The sequence below is a fragment of the Parvularcula sp. LCG005 genome, assembly GCF_032930845.1.
Taxonomy (GTDB): Bacteria; Pseudomonadota; Alphaproteobacteria; order Caulobacterales; family Parvularculaceae; genus Parvularcula.
In genome coordinates, this window is record NZ_CP136758.1 from 1 (window position 1) to 22773 (window position 22773).

The 22773-nt window shown below is 61.0% G+C and carries 20 protein-coding genes; 7 read left to right on the plus strand and 13 right to left on the minus strand.

The genetic code is table 11. From position 1 onward, the window contains the following. The first annotated feature begins 7 nt into the window (after positions 1-7). Entirely contained in the window at positions 8-2470 is a 2463-nt protein-coding gene (locus RUI03_RS00005) for an FtsK/SpoIIIE family DNA translocase (RefSeq protein ID WP_317288221.1), read from the plus strand. Here RUI03_RS00005 and RUI03_RS00010 read toward each other — a convergent pair. Then, positions 2467-3096, minus strand: a complete 630-nt coding sequence (locus tag RUI03_RS00010; RefSeq protein WP_317288222.1) for a class I SAM-dependent methyltransferase — start codon at positions 3094-3096, stop codon at positions 2467-2469. The two genes, RUI03_RS00005 and RUI03_RS00010, sit on opposite strands and share 4 nt — an antisense overlap. Before the next feature lie 190 nt (positions 3097-3286). Here RUI03_RS00010 and RUI03_RS00015 point away from each other — a divergent pair, with 190 nt between their 5' ends. The 4 genes from RUI03_RS00015 (at position 3287) to xth (ending at position 6884) form a co-directional block, all read left to right on the plus strand. Next, complete coding sequence (locus tag RUI03_RS00015; RefSeq protein ID WP_317288223.1) at positions 3287-3964, plus strand: outer membrane lipoprotein carrier protein LolA; 678 nt, start codon at positions 3287-3289, stop codon at positions 3962-3964. Positions 3965-4146: 182 nt separating this feature from the next. Next, positions 4147-4773 (plus strand): hypothetical protein, encoded by a 627-nt coding sequence (locus tag RUI03_RS00020; RefSeq protein ID WP_317288224.1) that lies wholly within the window; start codon positions 4147-4149, stop codon positions 4771-4773. 186 nt (positions 4774-4959) lie between these two features. Beyond that, complete coding sequence (locus RUI03_RS00025) at positions 4960-6024, plus strand: hypothetical protein (protein WP_317288225.1); 1065 nt, start codon at positions 4960-4962, stop codon at positions 6022-6024. Between the two features lie 59 nt (positions 6025-6083). Continuing rightward, entirely contained in the window at positions 6084-6884 is an 801-nt protein-coding gene (gene xth, locus RUI03_RS00030) for an exodeoxyribonuclease III (RefSeq protein WP_317288226.1), read from the plus strand. An 86-nt stretch (positions 6885-6970) separates the two neighbouring features. Here xth and RUI03_RS00035 read toward each other — a convergent pair whose 3' ends face one another. The 11 genes from RUI03_RS00035 to ccmA form a co-directional block, all read right to left on the minus strand. After that, entirely contained in the window at positions 6971-7684 is a 714-nt protein-coding gene (locus RUI03_RS00035) for a MarR family winged helix-turn-helix transcriptional regulator (protein ID WP_317288227.1), read from the minus strand. A 408-nt stretch (positions 7685-8092) separates the two neighbouring features. Next, entirely contained in the window at positions 8093-8794 is a 702-nt protein-coding gene (locus RUI03_RS00040) for an inner membrane-spanning protein YciB (RefSeq protein ID WP_317288228.1), read from the minus strand. A gap of 1 nt (position 8795) precedes the next feature. Then, the gene (gene ftsY / locus RUI03_RS00045) at positions 8796-10151 is read right to left on the minus strand and encodes a signal recognition particle-docking protein FtsY (RefSeq protein WP_317288229.1); all 1356 of its coding nucleotides are present in this window, start codon (positions 10149-10151) and stop codon (positions 8796-8798) included. Between the two features lie 16 nt (positions 10152-10167). Beyond that, on the minus strand, positions 10168-11415 hold the full coding sequence (gene mtaB, locus RUI03_RS00050) for a tRNA (N(6)-L-threonylcarbamoyladenosine(37)-C(2))-methylthiotransferase MtaB (RefSeq protein ID WP_317288230.1): 1248 nt from the start codon (positions 11413-11415) through the stop codon (positions 10168-10170). Between the two features lie 52 nt (positions 11416-11467). Beyond that, a complete protein-coding gene (gene dapF, locus RUI03_RS00055) occupies positions 11468-12325 on the minus strand; it encodes a diaminopimelate epimerase (protein WP_317288231.1) in 858 nt (285 codons plus the stop codon). Between the two features lie 9 nt (positions 12326-12334). Continuing rightward, positions 12335-13330, minus strand: coding sequence for a hypothetical protein (locus RUI03_RS00060; protein ID WP_317288232.1), 996 nt, complete (start codon positions 13328-13330; stop codon positions 12335-12337). 3 nt (positions 13331-13333) lie between these two features. Then, positions 13334-14836, minus strand: a complete 1503-nt coding sequence (locus RUI03_RS00065; protein WP_317288233.1) for a glycosyltransferase family 2 protein — start codon at positions 14834-14836, stop codon at positions 13334-13336. Continuing rightward, complete coding sequence (locus tag RUI03_RS00070) at positions 14833-15603, minus strand: hypothetical protein (protein ID WP_317288234.1); 771 nt, start codon at positions 15601-15603, stop codon at positions 14833-14835. Before RUI03_RS00070 ends, RUI03_RS00065 begins: the two co-directional genes overlap by 4 nt. Positions 15604-15724: 121 nt before the next feature. Beyond that, positions 15725-16228: an invasion associated locus B family protein gene (locus RUI03_RS00075; protein WP_317288235.1), complete on the minus strand. Its 504-nt coding sequence runs from the start codon at positions 16226-16228 to the stop codon at positions 15725-15727. 69 nt (positions 16229-16297) lie between these two features. Then, a complete protein-coding gene (locus RUI03_RS00080; protein ID WP_317288236.1) occupies positions 16298-16942 on the minus strand; it encodes a heme exporter protein CcmB in 645 nt (214 codons plus the stop codon). Next, the gene (ccmA, locus tag RUI03_RS00085; protein ID WP_317288237.1) at positions 16939-17562 is read right to left on the minus strand and encodes a heme ABC exporter ATP-binding protein CcmA; all 624 of its coding nucleotides are present in this window, start codon (positions 17560-17562) and stop codon (positions 16939-16941) included. The genes RUI03_RS00080 and ccmA overlap by 4 nt, the downstream gene beginning before the upstream one ends. Positions 17563-17661: 99 nt before the next feature. On the opposite strand from ccmA, the gene RUI03_RS00090 reads away from it, so the two are divergent. Continuing rightward, positions 17662-18651, plus strand: coding sequence for a glycerophosphodiester phosphodiesterase family protein (locus tag RUI03_RS00090; protein ID WP_317288238.1), 990 nt, complete (start codon positions 17662-17664; stop codon positions 18649-18651). Here RUI03_RS00090 and RUI03_RS00095 read toward each other — a convergent pair. Then, entirely contained in the window at positions 18648-20867 is a 2220-nt protein-coding gene (locus RUI03_RS00095) for a primosomal protein N' (protein WP_410795884.1), read from the minus strand. The two genes, RUI03_RS00090 and RUI03_RS00095, sit on opposite strands and share 4 nt — an antisense overlap. 128 nt (positions 20868-20995) lie before the next feature. On the opposite strand from RUI03_RS00095, the gene RUI03_RS00100 reads away from it, so the two are divergent. Then, positions 20996-22741, plus strand: coding sequence for a vanadium-dependent haloperoxidase (locus RUI03_RS00100; protein WP_317288240.1), 1746 nt, complete (start codon positions 20996-20998; stop codon positions 22739-22741). Positions 22742-22773: the final 32 nt, after the last annotated feature.

The following is a 22773-nucleotide window of genomic DNA, read 5'->3' on the forward strand; positions in this document are numbered from 1 at the left end:
AAAGCGTATGAGCAGAACCCGTACCGAGCCCGACATCTCTCCGATCGAGCGCGCCGCCGCCGGTGTCCGCTTTGTGCTGGTTCGAGCCGGTGCCGCGTCACTGGTCCTGTTGGGCCTGTTCCTGCTGTTGAGCATCGCCACCCATTCGGTCTCAGACCCCAGCCTCTCCACGGCGACGGGCCGGACGGCCATTTCCAACTGGGGCGGTGGTGCCGGGGCAGTGCTGTCTGATCTCCTGTTACAGTCGCTTGGCGGCGCAAGCCTTCTCCTCCCCATCGTCCCGATGATGTGGGGATGGTCGAACTTCCGATGGGGCCCGCCTGATGAGACGAGCCTGACCGCATGGCTGAAAGGCGCGGCCTGGCTGGGCGGTGTCTTGGCGATGGCCGGCTTTGCCGCTGAGTTGCCCCGCGCGGCCGCCTGGCCTTTCGTGGTGGATATGGGCGGCCTTCTCGGCGGCGCTGTCGCCGGGCTCGTCGAGACCCCGTTCCGGCTGCTGGGCCTTCCGTTTCCCAACGTCTTTGCTGCCGTCGTTCTGTTGCCGCTGGCCTTTGTCCTGACGGGCCGCGCCGCGGGGATCAGCCGTGATCATGTGGAAGCCGGGCTTGATGCCTTCTTCTGGTGCTATGATTGGGCGGCTGATGTCGTGACCGAGAAATATCGCGCCCTGACCAAGTCGCGGAAGGCCAAGCCCGCCCGCGTCGAGCCGAAGCTGACGACACCAAAACTGGCGCCACCAAAAGCGCAGCCTGAAGAGGATGCGACGGCCGATGCGTTTGCGCCCGCCGCGGCTGAGGACGACTGGGACACATCTGAATACGTCGATGACGACGGCGTCATCCATGATCTGGATGAGGACGAAGAAGCGACCGCCCCCCGCAAGATTATCCGCGAGGTGCGCAAGGTCCAGATGCGTCGTCCGATCAGTGATGATCAGCCCATGTTCGACAGCGAGAATTATGTCTTCCCGCCGCTCAGCCTGCTCAAAGCGCCCAAAGTCAACGACACCCAGGACATCTCCGATGAAGAGCTGGAAGAGCGTGCGCGCATGCTCGAAACCGTGCTCGCGGACTTCAAGGTCAATGGCGAGATCATCAATGTGCGCCCCGGCCCTGTCGTCACGCTCTATGAACTTGAGCCTGCCGCCGGGGTGAAATCATCCCGCGTCATTGGTCTTGCTGACGACATTGCCCGGTCCATGTCCGCCATTGCCTGCCGCGTTGCGGTCGTTCCCGGGCGGAATGCCATCGGGATCGAACTGCCCAATGACAATCGCGAATTCGTGCTGTTCCAGGAGATGCTGGCCACGGAAGATTTTGCCGGGGCCAAGGGTCTGACCCTTGCGCTGGGTAAAGATATCGGCGGGGAGCCACAATTTGCCGACCTTGCGAAGATGCCTCACCTCCTGATCGCGGGGACCACCGGTTCGGGTAAATCCGTGGGGATCAACACCATGATCCTCAGCCTTCTGTTCCGCCTGCCGCCTGACAAGTGCAAGCTGATCATGGTCGACCCCAAAATGCTGGAGCTGTCAGTCTACGAAGGCATCCCGCATCTTCTCTCTCCCGTCGTGACCGATCCGCGCAAGGCCGTCGTGGCCCTCAAATGGACGGTGCGGGAGATGGAAGAGCGCTACCGCATGATGTCGAAAATCGGCGTGCGCAATATCCACGGCTTCAATGAGCGGGTCGAGGACGCCAATGAGCGCGGCGAAGAACTGACCCGCAAGGTCCACTCAGGCTACGATTCCGAGACCGGCGATCCGATCTACGAGGAAGAGGTGCTGGACTACGAGGCCATGCCGTACATCGTCGTCGTGATCGACGAGGTCGCGGACCTCATGATGGTGGCAGGCAAGGACATCGAAGCGATGGTCCAGCGCCTGGCGCAAATGGCGCGGGCCGCCGGCATCCACCTTATCATGGCAACCCAGCGGCCATCGGTGGATGTGATTACCGGGACGATCAAGGCAAACTTCCCCACACGGATTTCATTCCAGGTCACATCGAAAATCGACTCTCGCACTATTCTGGGTGAGCAGGGGGCCGAACAGCTCTTGGGCATGGGCGACATGCTCTATATGGCCGGGGGCGGACGGATTACCCGCGTACACGGCGCGTTTGTGTCTGATGATGAAGTCGAAAAGATCGTCGCCCACCTCAAGAAGCAGGGCAAGCCGGACTATATTCAGGAAGTCACTGAAGGCGGTGATGACGAAGACGGCGGCGCAGCGGCGATGCTGGGCCTTGATGTCGGCGGCAATACCTCATCGGGGGATGCGCTGTATGATCAGGCGGTGGCGATCGTGGCACGGGACCGGAAGGCATCGACCAGCTATATCCAGCGGCGGCTGCAAATTGGCTATAACCGCGCGGCTACAATCATCGAGCGTCTGGAAGAGGACGGGGTCATCTCGCCCGCCAACCACGCCGGCAAGCGTGATATCCTGATCGGCGAAGACGCGGCCTAGCGCTTCTTCGCGATTACGAAGAGGGCGGCGCCTTTCTTGGGCAGCCACGCATCCACGATGTCAAAGCCCGCGCGTTTCAGACTTTGGATCAGGTCATCTTTCTTCAGGTAACGGACGGTCGGCGCCTTGCCGATAAGCTGCATGATGGGAATGATCACGCGAAATAGCGGCATCTCATCGCCAAGACATGTGGTGCTAGACACAAAATAACCGCCTGTCTTGAGAAGACGCCCCACCTGCTCAATTGTGCGGTCCGCATCACCCATGAGATGGAGAATGCTCAGGCCCAGAACCATGTCATAGGTTCCGACCGACTCGCTCAGGTCATCCAGCGTTGCCTGCTGAAAGGTGACATTCGTGACGCCCGCCTCAGCCGCCCGCTGTCGGCCAAATTCGACCATGGATTCCGAAATGTCCGTTGCCAGAATGTGACGAACCTTCGGGCCATGGCGGACCGCCGTCATGCCCGTGCCGCAACCGAACTCAAGGACATCCATGTCGGGCGTCATCAATGCCTGTGTACGGCGAATCTTTTCATCGTAGACGGATTGATCACCGATCGGCTGGCGAAAATATTTGGGTGCAATCTTGTCCCAGAATTTGGTGTCTTTTGATGTCGCTGCCACGCCGATCCCCCGTTTGTTGAAGCGAAGAGATGGGGACTGGATCTGATATGTCCAGTCTGACGCTGCGTCTGTAACCGTGTGTCGCAAAGGTGCGGCGGAAAAATGACGGACCAAACCGTAATATCCAAGGCCGTTTCCGGCGTCATTCATTGCGCCTATATGTTGACTGTCGGAAACGGGGATACCCAGAATGTCAGTCTTGTTTGCCTCAATCGCCTTTGTCTTTGCGCAGGAAGTGACCGTGCCGCAGACCGCCGTTGCGCCGCCGCCCCCGCAGGTCCGTGCGGAACAGGCGCCTATGGATGGCCCGGTCGCTTTTGCCGATCTGACAGATGAGCAGGTTTTCGAGAAGGCGGCCGACGCCCTTGAGAATATCAAATCGATGCGCGCGACCTTTGTCCAATTCTCGCCGTCAGGCGCGGAAATGACGGGCACGGTCAGCCTCAGCCGTCCAGGACGTCTGCGCTTTGACTATGATGAGCCGGTCCCCCAACTCATCGTGGCGACAGGCGGCATTGTTTATGTTCATGATTCTGAACTGGAAACCACGGACACCTATCCGGTTGGCGAAACGCCGCTGCAGTTTCTGCTCAGCAAACGGATCAGTCGTGATGAAGCCCGTGTGACCAATATCTTCCGCAGTGAAGATGGCGTCGCGGTGATGTTGCAGTCGCGCGATGAGGAATTGCAGGGCGAACTGGGCCTTGTCTTCGGTGCACCTGACATGACGTTGAAGGAATGGGCCGTGTTCGAGCCGACCGGCGATGTGACACGGGTTGCATTGAAAGATGTGGAAATGGATGTCCGACTGCCGGGCCGTCTTTTCCGGGCACCGGATGCCGGCGGGACCTTCCTGCGCGATAATTAAGCTTTGGTCGTTTAACGCGACGTAACAAGCGTCGACCAACCGCCGGGGCTAAATCTGGCGCGTGCGGTGCCCTGACCCCTCAGCCCGGTCGCCCCTGCCCCCCGTTAGGCGACCTTTCGGCACCGCACATATTTCCCCGCAGATGACTTGCTCAAAGCCCGGTCGCAGCGCATCTGTCAGCCATGACAGACGATGATGATTTCCCCGAGATTGATGACGACACATACGCCCAACTCGAGCGCGAAGCGCCGGTCCTTTCGCGCCTGAAACGATTTGCTGATGGGCTCGACCGCGCCTCTTGGTTCTCCCATCTGGGGGAGGCCCCGACACTGAAGGTCCGTGCCGCGGCGATTGCCTATGTAGAGGCGTTGGGGTTTCCGGACGCGCAGCTCGCGATCCTGCCCACCTGGGAAGATGCGGCCGGATCCGCCGAAACCAATGACTGGGCCAGCGCCCCTTGGGAGGCAGAAGAGCTGGCGCGGGCCGACCTGACCGGCAGGGCGCTGGAGATCGTGTCTCAGGAAGCGCTCGAGATTGGTCTGGCGATGGTGGCGCAGCAGGTGGGCAAGTCCGCCAAGGACGCCATGGAGGAACAGGCCTCCCTTTGGGACGTGGTCGATGAAAGCGATCAGCGTCTGGCCGTTGGCGCGGCCGCACAGGCGGCGCATGGCATGGGCCTGCTGCTCATCGCGGCGGCAGCGGACCCGGATATTGACGTGACCGAACATCCTTTCGCTACCAAAATGAGACTTTTCGAGCTTGGTCGCTGGCCCGTTTCGGTGATCGGCGGCACATTCAACGTCTTCTAGTCGGCTGCCGCTGTGCATTTGGGTTCATCTGTCTGGTGAACCATGGCGCATTATGGTGGCCAAACGGCAACGGTTCTGCCGATTCGACTTCTTGGCGTGGGCGCAATTGCTGTGGTAGGGTTAAGACAAGGTTGATGACGGGGTGCTGCGCCTGACCGGTTGGCGGAGCAGAAAAGGGGACCATCCATGGCCAGCATTTTGAACAAGATCGCGGCAGCTTTTTCGTCGCCTCTCGGCCTGTTCGTTCTGACCATGGCCATGTTGGCAGTGACGGCACTGCTGCTGTGGGCCTTCTGGCGCAAGAATGATGTGCAGACGAGTTCCACGGTCGCGCAGGAAGGTCCTCTGCCGACGGCCAAGCCGCCGCTTCTCTCCCCCAACATGTTCACTGCCGGTTCAACGACGCTTGAGCCGCGCGAAATGCTGATCCGCAACGGCCTCCTCACCGCGATGGCGGTGATTGCCGTGATGGTGGTCTGGCAATTGGCGACGCACCGCCCTGTGATCGTTGAGCAGTATGATGATGTCTATGCTGACGCCACGTATGACGATGACGTGATGGTGGTGACGGCCGCGTCCCTGCCGGCGGTGCCAAGCTATCACGGCTTTGATGTCTCGCGGCTTGTCTGTGATGAAGGCATTCTGCCAGCAAGCTATGGCACGTCCTATCGTCTGTGCTCACCGACCCAGGCGGCCCAGCTTGATATCATCAGCTTCGCCAGAGAAGGCACAGCCCTTCTTGATCCGTCATGGACAAATTCGGCTGGCGCCACCGTTTCGGCAGCGAACCAGGCCACGCCATTCCGGCTCGATGACACTGTAGAGATGGTGCCTGCTGCGGGCTCCAACCTTGGTGATTATGACGCCTTCATCGCCATCGGTCTGAGTGACGATGCATCCAGTGATGAAAGCGCCAGCCATCAAGCGGCCGCCGATCGCGGCTTTGCCGTGGGCCGCTTCGTCCTCGACAGCCTGCGCGGCGATGTTGAGGCCGATTGCACCAGCAACGCGACGGTCTATGCGCTTTCTGTCGCGGCACCGGCTGAGACGATGGGCGATCTGACCCGTCTGCAACCGGTCCTTGTCGGCGTGAAATTCGATGGGCGCTTCAACGTGGAAGATCGCGATGCGGATGCTCTGATCGATGACTTCATTCGCTCTCAGGGCGCACGGATCACAGGCTATAATCTTCGCGACTATTCAGGTGTCCGCAAGCTGTTCAGTGAAAAGGCCTGCAATCGCGCGCTTTGAGCCCGTGAGCCTATGGCCTTTGGCGTGACAGGTGCCGCCGGGTCGGCTAGGTCCGCGCCATGCGATTGACAACCTGGAACATCAATTCCGTCCGCCTGCGTATCGGTCTGGTCGAAGACTTTCTAAAAAGTGTTCGTCCAGATATCTTGTGCCTTCAGGAAACGAAGTGTCAGGACGATCAGTTTCCCGCCAAGGCTTTTACGAAGCTTGGCTATGTGCACCAGGCCATTCACGGACAGAAGGGCTATCACGGCGTTGCGATCGTCTCAAAGCTCCCCTTCGCCGCGACGGATAAATGCCGCTATTGCGACAAGGATGATGCCCGTCACGTGACCGTGACGCTTGACGACGGCACCGAGCTGCACAATTTCTACATCCCGGCGGGCGGTGATATTCCGGACCCCGACGAGAACGAGAAATTCGCCCACAAACTGGCCTTTCTTGATGAGCTCACGGCGCAGTTCGAAGGGCAGGGAGACGGACCCAAAATTCTGGTCGGTGACCTGAACATCGCGCCGCATGAGCACGATGTGTGGTCGCACAAACAGCTCCTGAAGGTCGTGTCCCACACGCCGGTCGAAGTGGAACGGATGGCCGCGCTCATGGCGTCGGCACCCTTTATCGACGTCATGCGCGAACTCGTCCCGCTCGATGAGAAACTCTACACCTGGTGGTCGTATCGGTCCAAGGACTGGCTGGCCTCCAATCGCGGACGTCGGCTGGATCACATCTGGGTGACAGAGCCCTTGCGGGCCAGGGCACTGGCGGGCGGTCGGGGCGCCCTGACGGTCCATCAGGATGTGCGGGGATGGGAGCGTCCCTCGGACCATGCGCCGGTCACACTCGATATCGCCGACTAGGCCTTCAATTCAGCGCATGAAAAACCCCGAGCGAGGAATCTCGCCCGGGGTTCTGTGCAGGTCGGTAGGGGGAACCCTGTCCGATCTTAGCTTTTCTTGGCTGCGCGTTTTGTTGCCTTCTTGGCAGGTGCTTTTTTCGCAGCTGCTTTTTTGGCAGGAGCCTTCTTCGCTGCGACTTTCTTGGCAGGCGCCTTCTTGGCGGCGGCTTTCTTGGCAGGGGCTTTTTTCGCAGCTACCTTCTTGGTAGCCGTTTTCGTCGTTGCTGCCTTTTTCGTAGCGGCCTTCTTCTTGGTCGCTTTTTTGGCAGGGGCCTTCTTGGCAGCTTTTTTCGCAGCCGGGCGACGCTTAGGTGCCATGGCTTCAGCTTCGATCTTGTCGAGAGCTTCTGCGTAGGCTTTCAGCATCTTGATGAATGCTGTCTGTTGCGAAGCTGGCAGCATACCGAGCGCTTTTTGCTCTGCGCTGACGACTTTCGACATGGCGCCGCTCAGCATTTTCTTGCCGGCAGCGGTCAGCTTGACGGAGTTAGCGCGGGCGTCGTCTTTTGTCCGCTGACGGGCCAGAAGGCCTTGTTTCGTCAGGCGAGCAATCATGTCTGCCAGGGTTGAACGGTCAATGCCGGTGCGGCGCACCAGATCCGTCTGGCTCAGGCCTTCGTCGTTCGACACTGTGTGAAGCACAGCGAACTGACGCGGCGTTGGGCCGGTTTTGCCGACTTCGCTTTTGTACAGGTCATCAGCATATTGTTGGGCACGGCGCAGGAGGTGGCCGGGTGAGGTCTCGAGTGTAAAGTCCGCCATTTTGGTCGCTCTTCAGTCTCTATTGGGTTCCAGGCCGGTTTTTTTGGCCCATTCATTTTTTTGTTCGAACGGGGCGGAAAGACCGCCCCCTGAAGTTCTTTGTGCCCTTCAAGGACTCGCCGAACGAATATCCTCTTGACAGGCTATTATTAAAGAACGCTTGCAAACTGATGTTCTTCGCACGGAGATGCAACACTTTTTGCTGCCGAAACGATGGATTCGGCATTGAAAACGCAAAAAAGAGGTCATGGAAGGGGGACTACCGACTGTCTGCCCCCGTCTTTTCCCGACAAACATTCAATCTGCCGCAGCTGATCTCATTCGCTGATGGCCCCAAAAAGGACCCTGTCGGAGCGATTATTGTCGGGACTGTCTGTCCAGTCCCGAACCGTCCGTGTGGGCGACGGTTTATGCCGAACCCGGCCTATCGGCACCTTTGCCATCATCCGGTTGCTTCATATGCTTCATCAGGAACGGCGTATTGGCGATGATGAAAACGAAGTAGGCAGCGGTAAAGCCAAACACCTTGATATTCCCCCACATGACATCGCCGCCGCACTCTTCGCCGATCACACAATCGGCCGTCAGCGTGCGCCACAGGAATTCATTCGTGATCGCGGCAAAGATGTTGAAGGCGACGAAACGCCACGTCAGTACGCGCCATGCCCCTTCTTCCATTTCAAATGCACCATCAAACAGGGCTTTGAGGAAATTGCGACCAGCAAGAAGACCGCCACCGAGCGCCCCAGCGGTCAGCAGATAGATGATTGTCGGCTTCATGTAGATGAAGGTCTTGCTGTCAAACACGAAGGTCAGTGTCCCCATCACAGACGTGATGATCGCCGTGACCAGCAGCATGGGGGCAACACGGCGGGTTTTGATGATCGAATAGGCAAACGCCACGGCAAAGGCGGGCAGGAACATTGCCAAGGCCAGAAACAGCTCGCGCCCGGGTTCGGCAAAATAGGTGATGCCCAGCATATCGTCGACGGCTGGGGCGAGCCGTTTGTGCAGCATCAGGCCGATGAGGAAGAAGGCAAGCGGTCCCAGCTCAACGGCCAGCTTGGCATTGCCTTCAAGTTTGGCGGGGCGTGTGGTCTGTTCTGTCATTTTATTCCTTGTCCGCCGCTGTCAGGGCACTGGCAAAATCATCCGCGTTGAACGGTTGCAAATCTTCGACCGCTTCGCCCACGCCAATATAATGTATGGGCAAGGCGAACTTGTCGCCAAGGGCGACGAGGACACCGCCGCGTGCTGTCCCGTCCAGCTTGGTCATGACAAGACCGGACACGCCGGCAATCTGTGTAAAGGCTTCGGCCTGGCTCAAAGCATTCTGGCCAACTGTAGCATCCAGAACCAGAAGCGTATCATGAGGGGCGTCGGGGACAAGTTTCTTGATGACCCGGACAATCTTGGCGAGCTCATCCATCAGCTCGCTGCGGTTCTGCAAACGTCCGGCCGTATCAATCATGACGACGTCGATATTGTTTCTGCGCGCCTGCTCAATAGCATCGTAGGCCAAGCCTGCCGCATCCGCGCCCTGGGCGCGTGCGACGACCTGGGCACCGGTGCGTTCGCCCCAAACCTGCAGCTGCTCAATTGCGGCGGCACGGAACGTATCACCAGCAGCCAGAAGCACGGACAGTCCGTCATCGGCAAATTTGCGGGCGAGCTTGCCAATCGTGGTCGTCTTGCCGGCACCATTGACGCCAGTCATGAGAATAATGTGCGGCTTGTGCGATCGATTGACCGTCAATGGCTGCGCCAGGGGGGTCAGTGTGCGGGAAATTTCAGCAGCCAGAACCTGGCGGACTTCTGCATTGGTGACTTCCTGATCGTACTTCGATTTCGTGAGGTGGGTGATGATACGGGTGGTCGCAGGCAGACCCAGATCAGCCGTGATCAGAAGGTCTTCAAGTTCCTCCAGCGTCGCATCATCCAGCTTGCGCTTGGTGAAAATCCCGCCAATGCCGGTGGTGAGGCGCACTGATGTCTTTGACAGGCCTTCGGTCAGACGGCTGAACAGGCCCCGTTTCTTGACCGGCGCATCCACTTGTTCTTCCGGTTCCGGCGTCGCGAGGGGCTCTTGTGGCACCGACGGCGGTTCGTTTGGTACCGGCGCATGAGGCACGATGGCCACAGGCTCTTCAATCACCGGCGCAGGTGCGGGCTCGTCCAATGGTTCGTCCACCGGTGGCACCGGGTCCTCCGCAGGCGGCTCATCAATCACCGGCGGCGCCTCAGGGGCGGGCGGGGGCGGCTCTTCGACGGGCGGCGGGGGCGGCGTTTCTTCCGGCTCTTCCGGTATGTCGGCGGGTGGTGGGCTCGGCGGTGCAGGGTCCGGCTCTGGCGCCGCGGGTTCAGGTGTCGTCTCCGTCAGCGCTTCTGGCGCGTCTTCGGGGAGATTATCTGGCGCCTCATCCTTCTTGCCGAACCACCTCGAAAAGAGGCCTTTCTTCTCTGCCATCGGATTGTCTTTCTTTTCAGGCGGTCTGCGCGAGCATCAGCCCGCCATTCGCTTCAATGAGGTGAACCCGGATCAGATCGCCAGCAGCGCCCGGGCCAGAACAGGTGATATCGGTAAAATCGGGTGCCTTGCCCAGCAAACGGCCGTCCCGCACGCTTTCAACCAGCATGGTGGTCTGCGTACCGCATTTCGACGACAGGTGACGCGACAGCGCCGCATGGGCCTTTTCCCTCAGTTCAGCTGCCCGCGCCTTCACGATGGTTCGCTCAACCGGTGGCATCTTTGCCGCCGGGGTGCCGGCGCGCGGAGAAAACGGAAAGACATGGACGAATGACAGAGCACACTCATCGACGAGCGAGAGTGTGTCAGCAAACATGTTATCGGTCTCGGTCGGAAAACCCGCAATGAGATCCGCGCCAAAGGCGATGTCCGGCCGAGCGCTTTTCAGGCGTTGGCACAATTCAATGGCGTCATGCCGCAGATGGCGACGTTTCATCCGTTTCAGGATCATATCGCTGCCTGCCTGCAGGGACAGATGAAGATGGGGGGCGATGCGCTCTTCCTGCGTGACCAGGTCAAACAGACGCTCGTCAACTTCTGCGCCGTCAATCGACGAGAGGCGCAGGCGGATTGAAGAGGGTAGCGCTGCAAGAAGAGCCTCTATGGCATCGGACAGGGTGACGCCCTCGCCAAGGTCCGGGCCATAGGATGTCAGGTCGACGCCGGTCAGAACGATTTCCCGCGCGCCGCTCTCTGCCATGGCGCGGGCCTCGGCAACGATATCGGCCGAAGCCTTTGAGCGCGCCTGCCCCCGGCCAAACGGAATGATGCAGAAGGTACAGCGGTGGTTGCAGCCATTCTGGACTTCCAGATGGGCGCGCACGGTCAGTGGACCGAGGGCAGCCGGGGCTTTGGTCAGGACTGTTTCAGCAAAGACATCGGTGACGGGCCCATCTGTCTGCCAGGCCTTCACGGTCAGCTTTTCGCCGTTGCCGATCACCCGTGTGACTTGCGGCATGGCCGCGAAGGCGTCTGGATCAAGCTGGGCGGCACAGCCGGTCACATAGACGGGCGCACCGGGCCGGTCCTTGGCCGCGCGCCGGATCGCCTGGCGGCTTTGGCGCACCGCTTCACCGGTGACGGCGCAGGTATTGATGATCACTGCATTCGGGTGCCCGGCCTCTTGCGCCAGGCGGGCCATGCGCTCGCTTTCATAGCTGTTGAGGCGGCAGCCCAGGGTGACCGTATGGGGTGTGTCAGACATTGGACGCTATGTGCATAACCGCAGGCGACGCCGCAAGGGTGCGACTTGCGGTTCAGTCGCCGAACACGCCCTGACCGCTCAGGCGGACATCGCCGGTCATGATGACGTGTTCGTCCGCTTCACGCCATTCGATCTCCAGATCGCCGCCATCCAGCCGGACCGTCGCGGTCCGGTCGGTGAGGCGACGGCGCACGGCGGAGACGAGCCCGGCACAGGCGGCGGTGCCGCACGCCTTGGTCATGCCAACGCCCCGCTCCCACGTGCGCAGCCTGATGGTCGTGCGGTTCAACACCTGCGCCACGGATACGTTGGTCCGCTCTGGAAAGAGGGGGTGGTTCTCGATCAGTGGTCCGAACCGGTCCAGCGCCTGGGCCTCAGCGTCCTCAACAAAGAAGACGCAATGGGGATTGCCCATGTTGACCGCCGATGGCCCCCACAGCACTGGGCGGTCGATCGGACCCAGCTTGATATCGATAAAGCGGGTATCGTCCATCTGCTCGGCCAGCGGGATCTGCTGCCAGCGCAGTTTGGGAACGCCCATATCCACGCTGACGCGTTGGGCGCCCACCAGTCTGGCGTGTAGTGGACCGGCCGGCGAGCCAATCGTCGTCGCATCGGTGCCTTGCTCCCTGGCGAGGAGCCAGCCGACGCACCGTGTGGCATTTCCGCAGGCGCCGACTTCCGATCCGTCGGCATTCCATATGCCCATCTGCACGTCGCCGCCATGATCGGAGAGGGTGATGATCTGGTCACAACCAAACGGGCCGCTACGGTCCCCAAGACAGGCCGCTGCCTCACTCGTCAGACGGCCACCGTGGCGCAGATCGACGATGACAAAGTCATTGCCGAGGCCGTCCATCAGCCAATAGGGGAGACCGTCGAGGTCCTGCAGGGAATTGCGCGCTGTCATGCTTCTCTATCAGGGGGTCATGAGGCCAGAATCAAGCCCCCACATTATAAGCCCCGTCGATATCATGCTGATGATCGTCGACCCCGCCCGTTGGCCCTGTCGGGTCAGCACCAGTTGCGCCGTCGCGCACAGGCCGAGCGAGGCGAAAACGGACACTGGCGCCAAAGCCGCGCCGATGAGCGGGGTCGCCGCCATGACCAGTCGTGGCCGCCAGCGGTCCGAGACACCGCCAACAAGGATCGCGGGCGCTATGAGCAGAAGAATAATGGCCGCCGATAGCGGCGCTGGAAAAGGCAGGCTGACGCCAGCGGGCACCGCAGCGGGCATTGAGGGAAGCTCCCACAGCCAGCAAACATAGAACAGTCCGCCTACGGTCATGGCAAGCGGCGCGAGGGCCAAGCCGTGAAATGCGACGCGGTGTCCCCTGATCATCGATCTTGGGATGCAAAGCCACAGGATGAGTGCAAGGCCGGGAAGGAAATAGACCCCGTTGGGCATTGTCAGAAAGGCCAGCGCAACAGCGCCGCCCACCATCGGCAGCGCCTGTTCCGGCGGCCGGTCGCGTAGAAAGAGAATGGCGCGCCATAATAGCCCCGCGCCACAGATCGCCCAGCCATGGCCAGTGATCAGGAGGCAGAGGGTGACGGGGTGCACCATGGCATAAAAGGCTTGGGCCCACACAATGCGCTGGCGTTCAAATCCAAAAATGAGTGCGATGAAGGGCGTGGCGGCAAAACTTGCGGCCAGCATTGCCGGAACAGGGGTCCAGCCCAAATGCTGAGAGACGGTTGCGAGAAAGAGCGTAAGATCCGTGTGCTGTCCGATCCAGACAGGGTTCATCGTCAGGTCTGCCCTGCTGACGAGGGCCCTGAACAGGATATCTGGTGACAGCTGAAAAAGGATAGCTGTCACGATCGCACTGACAAGACCATAGCCGGCAAGCCAGATCCAATTTGCGGATTGCAGTCTTTCTGTGACAGTTGATGACGGGTGTTGCAGTGTCATGTCCTACCTCAGTTTGGCCAGGATGGTCTGGATTGGCTTGCCTTCACCGTGCGATGTCTTCTCCCAGTAATGGGGTGAGGTGATGAATTGGGCGGCGGCCCGGTAACCGGCTGCGGACTGCAAAACCCAGTATATCGGCGCGAGCAGGGCGTAGGGCACAAGGTCGAACCAGCGTCGACGCAAGGGCGCCAGCATGAACATCCACAGGTGACAGGCATTGCCTAGAAGCAGCGCGATGGTGGCGAGATAGTTAAGAGGTGGTGGAAAGAGGTTATCGAAACCCGGCACAACACCGGTGAGCCACAGACCGTAGAGGCACCAGAAGATCGGATTCATCAGTGATGAGATGATGACCGACCCGACGACAAGGTGAAGGCTGAGCCCCTCGCGCCACGGCAGGGCGGGGCCGCGTCGCGCATGGACCGCCCAGGTCTGCATGTACCCTTTGATCCACCGTGACCGCTGCCGCAGCCAGGGTCCGACCTGTCCGGTGGCTTCTTCATAGGTCGTCGAATCAAGGGTTCGCGTGTGCAGGCCCGCTGCCGCCAGGCGAAGGCCGAGATCCGCATCTTCTGTGACGTTAAACGCATCCCAACCGCCCACGGCCATCAGCGCCTTGGTCCGGAACAGATTGCTGGTGCCCCCGAGCGGCAGCGGCGCCCGCAATCGGGCAAGGCCGGGCAGGACGATATCAAAAAGCAGCGCATATTCGATGGCGAACAGTCGGGTCAGCCAGCTATCACTGCGATTATAGTAATTGAGGCGAGCCTGAAGACAGACGACGTCGTCGGGCAGCGCAGCAAACTGCGCCGCAGCCTTGAGCAACTGGTCCGGCTCCGGCCGATCCTCAGCATCGTAGATCACCAGAATGTCGCCCCGAGCCGACCACAGCGCAAAATTACACGCCTTCGGTTTGGTCCGGGGTTCGCTCGGCGGCACAAAGACCAGGTCAAACTCAGGCGCTGTGCAAAGAGCCAGGGCGGCGGCGATTGTTTCGAAATCGTCCGCTTCGAGAAGAATTTTAATATCCAGTCTGTCGCGCGGATAGTTGAGCGCTGCCAGAGCCCCGATCAGCCCGGGCACGCTAAATGCCTCGCGGTACAGGGGGCAGAGAATGGTCACGACCGGCAAGGCCGCCTCATCGGGCACGTCCGGCTCCTGCGCGGCAGCGGGCACTGATGTGCTCAGCGCCAGAAGGGTCAGGCGCAAACCGAGATTAAGAAGACAGAAGCCGACAAAGGCCGTGTTGAAGGCGACGATAAGACTGACCGGATAGAGAACGAGGCCAATTGCCACGATGAGCGCCAGTATGCAGACCATTGCGATCTGGGCCCGGTTCAGGCGTCGCCGTGCCGTCAGTGTGGGATTGATCTCGCCGCAATGATTGATGGCGGCTGAGGTCAGAAGATCGGCTACGGCTGGCCGCATGGCCGAAATCTCAGAGGGCGAGACCGCCGCGATGGCGGACCGGTGAATGGCGCCCAAAGACGCGGCGCGACTGCTCATCGGCCCACCCACAGGGCAATGAATGCGCCGTGGCCGCGATCGATATTCTCGCCAGCCACATCGAAACGCGCGCCGATCTGAAGATGGGATCTGCGGCCGACCTTGAAAACGCGGGATGGGGCAAGGGTCACAAGATCGTAGTCGATGCCGTACACGGCCAGCGATGCGCCAATGGAAACGGTCGAATAGATGTCGAGCAGCGTCATGCCGCCATCCGGTCCGTGCCGGCCGATCGTCACATCGGTTCGCCACTGATCTGCATCGTCACCAAAACTTTTCCGCCATCCGGTAGACGCGGCAATGAAGTGCCGCTCTCGGCTAAAGCCGTACAGGACCGCGATTTGCCCGGCGGCCTCCCGCTGGTCGCCCGTGTCAATCGCCACCATTTCGTCGAGCGGGGTTTGCGGGGCCACCAGTCCCTGGACGGACAGGACATGTCCGCCGGTCTCCAGAAATCGGCGCTGAACGAAGAGTTCAGCGTCGATGAGCCCTGCACGGTGATCGTCCCCGAACGCATCTTTCTTGCGTTGCCAGCCCTGTGCGGCCTGTCCGCCGATCGTCCAGTGATCGGTCAGGCCATATTCCACATAGGTCTGTGCTGATTGTTGCTGGAAGTCCCGACCGCTATCGGTCGAGCGGTAATGGTCAATCCGGCTGATGGCGAGATAGTCCTGCGCCAACCGTCCCCATGGTGACGCGAGGGCTGTGCCTGTCAGCGCCATTAAACTGACGCCCATGACCACGGCCGTGCGCTGGCACTTGCTCATCCCCACTCCCCCGAATTCCTTGTCCGGGGGAAAGCATTTATTTAAAATATGTTAAACTCTACTAACGCTTGCGCGATTAGCAGTTCAACACGCAACTTTTGGTTGTGAATCGCGGTGCCGGTCAGCGGCAGGCGCGCTCGACCCGGTCAAGGGCATTGGAGATCCCCAGCAGAGAGAAGGTGTACTCGGTTGCTGTGCCGCGTTCAGACATGGCCGAAACCCGCATTTCCGACCCGCGCCGCATCGCACCGACGACCGATTTTTCATCACTGTCGGTTTCGACAAAGCCTTCTGAGCCGGCTGTAAACATGTCCCATTTGTCTGAACCGATCCGGATCATCGGCTCTGGCCGGTCCCGCAGCGTATAGCCCGCCATGAAGCTTGGCTGATTGGCGGCTACGCCGCTTTTCCAAGTGGAGACCATGAAAAACACGTCGCCATGATTGACCGCGCTAGGCTCCTTGTCCGACGCCTCGGTCACGGCATAGCACAGCGTGTCCGTTCCCAGATCAGCCGAATAGACGATCCAGTCGCGATAGGTCGCGACCTGTTCCGGTTCAGCTGCCTGCGCGACGACCGGCGCGAAAACAACGGCAGCGAGCAAGGCGGACAGGTGTCGGGTCATGGCAAATCCTCTTTACGTCTCTTTATGGCAAAGGCCGCGCCGGGGCAAAAGCCCGGGCGCCTGATAAATTCATGACATATTCGTTCTGATAGCCGCAGCCGCGACAAAGGGACAGATGGCGATGGCCTGCAGACTGAATGCGGCCAGAAAAAGAAGCGGGCCGAGCGCGGTCTCCGATGTCGCCTGGGGGCCGAACACCAGCGCTGGTATGAAAAGCGGCAGGGCAAGAAACACGAACAGGGCCGTTCCCCGGCGCAGCCCGGCGCAGAGCGCACCGACAGAACTGGCGATCAGCGCCAGACCGGGGGTGCCCAGAACAAACCCAAGCCCGCCCATCATCGGTCGCTCGACACCGAACGCCGCCAGAAGAACAGGGGCCAGAATGGCCAGCGGCAGGCAGGTGACAATCCAAGCTGCCAAGGTCTTCAGAAGAAGTGTCAGCGGCAGCGGGACAGGTGACAGGCGGTAAAGCGCCATTCCCCCAGATTTCAGGTCCTCTTCATACAGAGCATCAAATCCGATCAGAAGTGAAAGGCTGGCCGCCAGCCACAGAACCGCTGGCGCGGCCGTCGCTAACAGCTCAGGGTCACGCCCCAGTGAAAGGGGGGCCAGACCTGCGGTCACAGCGAAGAGACCAGCCGCCGCGGCCCATCCCCCGCCGCGCAGGCGCAGGCGCAATTCCCGCCACAGGATGGCTGCCAGCTGCTGTCTCATGCCCGCACCGCCGCTGGCAGAAGGCGCAGCACAGGCGCGCCGGGCAGGCCGTCATCATGGCTGGCCATCAGGACGATGCCGCCGTCCGCCCTGTGATGTGCAATGATCCTGTGCACAAGCGACTTCCCCGCCTCATCAAGACCGGTCAGCGGTTCATCCATCAGCCAAAGGCTGCGTGGTGCCAGCAACAGCCGGGTCAGGGCGAGCCGTCGCCTCTGCCCCGTAGACAACGCCCCTGCTGGCGACGTTGCGCGATCGGCAAGACCCACACGATCCAGCACGTCCGATGCCGCGTGACCATAAAACCGGCTCCAGAACGAGACGGTTTCGGCGACCGTCAGCCGGTCTGCTAATGCATCATCAACGCCGAACCAATGGATCTGATGTGCGCGGATATCGGCGGCGTCTGCCTCTTCACCGTCGAACAGGAACCTGATCTGACCATGAGCCGGGGCGGAGAAGCCGGCAATTGCACGCAGTACGGATGTTTTTCCCGACCCGTTATCACCGCGCAGGATGAGCGCATCGCCGGGTTGCAGGCGAAACGTGATGCCCGCCGCAACCTGGCGGTCACCGCGCATCACATCCAGCTCTTCCACAACGATTGACAGGTCGGCCATATGACCTTGATGGCGGCAGGCGCGCCATTCCGTCAAGCAATGCCTTGGATTGGCCCAATTCACCCACGATAGAAGCGGAGAACAAAGGGGGGAGGCACCATGGTCAACCGCATTCTGATAATCATCGGGGGCGCATTGGCGCTGATCATCGCCATTCTGTGGCTGCTCAACACATCGATGTTTGCCTTGCCGCCCGAAGGACAGCAGCCCGCGCTGATTTCCCATCGCGGTGTGCACCAGACCTACCATCGTGCAGCGCTCGAGCGAGATACCTGCACCGCCATCCGCATTGACGAGCCACGACACACTTATCTGGAGAACACGATCCCTTCCATGCAGGCCGCTTTCGATGCAGGCGCGGCGGTGGTGGAGCTGGATATCCATCCGACGCCGGACGGTCATCTGGCGGTTTTCCATGACTGGACGCTGGACTGCCGAACGGACGGGACAGGCGTGACGCGGCAGACCCCCATGTCTGTGCTGAAGACGCTGGATATTGGCTACGGGTACACGGCCGATGGCGGCAACACCTATCCCTTTCGCGGGAAATATGTGGGCGCCATGCCGACGCTGGATGAGGTGTTCGACGCTTTTCCCGACAGGCGTTTCCTGATCAACTTCAAGGGCCGTGATCCGGGTGAGGGACAGGCCCTTGCTGTGTTCCTGCAAAGGCGCGGCAATACGGAGCAGGTCTGGGGCGTATATGGGTCGGACGAATCGATTGGCGGCCTGGCGGCGACCTTTCCTGATGTAATGAGCCTGTCCAAGACCAGCATGATGGCCTGCGCCAAGGATTACATTGCAAAGGGCTGGACAGGCTACGTGCCTCAATCCTGCCGCGGTCGCATCATGTTCGTTCCGGTTTCTCACGCGCGTCTGATGTGGGGCTGGCCGCACCGGTTCATGCAGCGCATGGATGGCGTTGGCACACGGGTGGTCCTGCTGGGCCCCATGACGAAAGATGATGTGGGAACATCCGGCATTGACAGCGCGGCATTGCTCGACCGTGTGCCTCATGATTTTGGCGGCTATGTCTGGAGCAACAGGATTGAGGAGATCGGTCCGATGGTGGTCGCGCCAGCAGACTAAGTGAAGATATAGGGATCCACATCCACGGTCATCCGCACGCTGGATTTGAGCTTCGTTCGCGACAGCCAGGTGGCCACCACGTTCTGGATGGACACGCGGCGGTCCGTCTTGACCAGAAACCGCAGGCGATAGGTGCCGCGAAGACGATAAAGCGGCGCCGGTGCCGGACCCCAAATCTCAACACCCTCCGCCTGCGGCACAACTTGGGCCAATTGTCGTGCAGCTTCGTTTAGGGCGGCTTCATTCTCACCGGACAGAATGATGGCGGCCAGTCGCCCATAGGGCGGAAAGCCAAGGCTGGCTCTGCCTTCCAGCTCGGCGCTCGCGAAACCGTCCCTGTCCTGCGCTTCCAGGGCGCGAATGACGGGACTGTCCGGCTGATAGCTCTGCAGCATGACGCGGCCCGGCTTCTCTGCCCGGCCCGCACGCCCTGCGACCTGGCTCAGGGTCTGGAAGGTCCGCTCCGCCGCGCGCAGGTCACCGCCGGCAAGGCCAAGGTCCGCATCCACCGCGGCGACCAGCGTGAGGTTGGGGAAGTTATGGCCCTTGGCGGCGGCCTGTGTGGCCACGAGAATATCGATCTCGCCATTGGTCATCCGCTCAAGGAGAGACTTGGTGGCGCCCGGCCGCATCATGGTATCCGATGACAGAACTTCCACCACCCGGTCGGGCCATTTGAGCCGCGCTTCCTCTTCGATCCGCTCGACGCCCGGGCCGCAGGGGACCAGGCTGTCAAACGCGCCGCAGTGGGGACAATGATCCGGGCGCGGCATGGAAAAGCCCGTATGGTGACAGACAAGACGGCCGGTATATTTGTGCTCGACCAGCCAGGTGTCGGAATCCGGCGCTGTCATTTTTTCCCCGCATTTGCGGCACAGAGTGACGGGCGCATAGCCCCGGCGGTTCAGGTAAAGGAGCACCTGCTCCTGCCGCGACAGCGTGTCGTTGATGGCGTCGACCACTTTGGGCGACAGCCATTCTCCCTTTTCCGGTGGATGGCTGCGCAGGTCGACAATCGCCGTTTCCGGCATCTGTGCAGGGCCAAATCGTGACGTAAGCTGAATAATATCGTATCGACCTTCCTCGACGTTGGCGAGGGTTTCAAGCGACGGCGTCGCCGAAACGAGGACAACGGGAAAACCGCCGAGGGCGCCGCGTGCGACCGCCATGTCCCGCGCCTGATACAGGACGCCGTCATGCTGTTTGTAGGCGGCTTCATGCTCTTCATCCACGACGATCAGGCGCAGATCCGCATAGGGAAGGAAAAGGGCAGAGCGGGCACCCACCACCAGCCGGGCATTGCCATCGGCCACACGCTTCCAGACCCGCCGCCGCTCTGCACTCGACAGGTCCGAGTGCCAGTGCGCGGCCGGCGTCCCAAAGCGGTCTTCGATGCGTTGCAGGAACGGGAGGGTCAGCGCGATTTCCGGCAGCAGGACGCACACCTGTGCCGTGGGGGACGCGGCAAGTGCCGCCGCGGCCGCCTCTAGATAGACTTCCGTCTTGCCGGAGCCGGTCACCCCGTCGATCAGCGTTGACGAATAGCGCCCCGCCTTCACCCTCTCGATGAGGTCGTCCGCTGCCGCCTTCTGGTCGTCGGACAATTCGCGGCCCGGACGGCCGGGGTCCGGTGCAGCGAAGGGCGGGTCCGGATCAATATCCACGGCAGCAAGGCCGCCTGCCTTCGCCAGGCCGCGCACCACCGCGTCACTGACGCCGGCTGCTTTGGCCAACATGCTGGCTGTCTGCGGTATCTCAGGATGCGCAGCGTCGTAGACCGCCTGACGCTTCTCCGTCAGGCGCAGATCCGCAGGTGGCGGGATGACCTGCAGAAACCCTGTCTGGCCCTTGATCGGTTCGAACACCTGACCCGATCGCATGACGAGGCGCAGGACCGTGCCTTTGGGCGACAGGGTATAATTCGCAACCCAGTCGACAAACGCCATCACATCGGCAGGCAGGGGACGCGCGTCGATGCGCTCCGCCAGCGGTTTGAGCTTTTCGTCCGCTACCGTTGCATCGGCCTCGCCGGTCCAGACGACGCCGCGCACCATCCGGGGCCCCAGCGGCACCACCACAAAATCGCCGGGTTCAGCCGCCATGCCGAGGGGGACCTTGTAGTCGTACCCGTTCCCCATGGGCAGCGGCAGGACAACCTTCACGCGGCGCAGTGGCTCGGCGGCGGCGTCGGTCAAAAAGCTGGCTTGCGCGGTCATGCAGGAAGGATGGGGAGGGCTGGCATGGGCCTTCTCTATCCCCGGCAGTGCAAAATCGCCAGAGGCACAGACCTTGCACTGCGGCGGTGGGCAGTGTGGAATAAACGGGTGAGTTGGGAAATATCGCGATGACGGGGCAGGAAAAAAAATTCTCGCGCAGGAATATTCTGAAGGGCGCGGGCGGTCTGGCCGCCGGGGGCAGTCTGCTGGGGCTGGGTTCAGCCCACGCCAGAATGCGGGGTGAACCCCGGTTGCCGCCCGGGAAGGTCATGAAGGACAAGATCGACGCTTATCGCGGACCCTTGCCTAATCGGCCCGGCGCCCAGCCCAATGATGGTTATAGTGTCCGTCGCGCGGCCGATGTGTTCCGACGCAAACTGGACGCCGCGCGCCGCTATCTGACGACCCAACCGCCGCCGCAGGAGACAAATGGCGACGAGGAGCGTTATGCCGACTACCGCGCTAGCTTTACCAAGACACTGCCTCACGATTCCCGCGGCCGGGTCGATCCGGCCGCCTATGACAGCCTGTTGCGCGCGATGCGCAGCGGGCGGCCTGCGGATTTCGAGCGCATCCAGCTCGACAATACGGTCCGCACACGCAAGCTCGCGAACCCGCAAGGTGCGTTTGTCCTGCCGATGTCGGGCGGTGATGGGCACGCGGCCCGTATAAAGCCGCCGCCATCTTTCACCAGCGATGAGATGGCTGCCGAAATGCTGGAGCTGTACTGGAAGTCACTCCTGCGCGATGTGCCCTTCACAAGGCTGGAAAGCGATCCGTTGATGCGCCGTGCGCTGACGGACATCAACAGCTTTCCGCATATCGTTGGCAAACCCAAACGGGGCCTTCATACGGCCCAGACGCTTTTCCGCGGCGAAACCCCTGGCGATCTGGTTGGGCCCTATATCAGCCAGTTTCTGTGGTACGATGTGCCCTACGGCAGCTACACGATGCCACAGCGGTATCCCATTGCGGCGCAGGACACGAATTTCGTGACGGAAAGCGCCGAATGGCTGGCAGTCCAGCGGGGTGCCGTCCCTCGCAGTGGCGTGCGCGGGCCTGAACGTTTCATCAGCACACCGCGTGATCTGGGCGCGTTTGTTCACGCTGATTTTCCCTACCAGACCTATCTGAACGCTGCGCTGATCCTTCTGGGAATGGGCCCCGACGTGGTGGCGGCCGGTAATCCGACAAACCGTCAGACGACAGAGGGCGGTTTCGTTTCTTTCGGCGGACCCGATATCCTGGACCTTGTGGCACTGACCGCACGGGCGTCGCTTTGCGGTGCGTGGTACCAGAAATGGCTGGTGCATCGTCGCCTGCGTCCTGAGAACTACGGAGGGCGCCTGCAGTTCCAGGCTGCGGGGATGGACGATTATGATTTGCCGCGCCTGCTGCTTGAGACGGAAGCGCTGGGACGTACACGTCGCCAATATGGCAATGTCTTCCTCCCCCAGAGCTATGCTGAAGGCGCACCCACTCACCCCTCCTACCCAGCAGGTCATGCCTGTATCGCGGGGGCCTGTACCACCATGCTGAAAGCGTGGTTCCGGGAGGACAAGGTCCTGTCGCGTCCAGTCGTGGCGGACGAGACCGGTCACACCCTGCTACCCTATTCGGGAACACTGACAATCGGGGGGGAGCTGAATAAACTGGCGTCAAACATCTCCCTCGGCCGCGACTGGGCCGGTGTGCATTATCGCTCTGACGGGATTGACGGTATGGAGATGGGTGAGGCGATGGCGATCGATATCCTTCGCGACCGGTCCGTCCTCTATAACGAGCAGTTTGATGGCTTCACGCTCACGACATTCGCTGGTCAGACGATCCGTATCCAGAACGGCCGTGTTTCGGGTGGCCGAGCCGGCTATTGATTGGCTCTTGCCCCGGGACAGATGCGACTGGT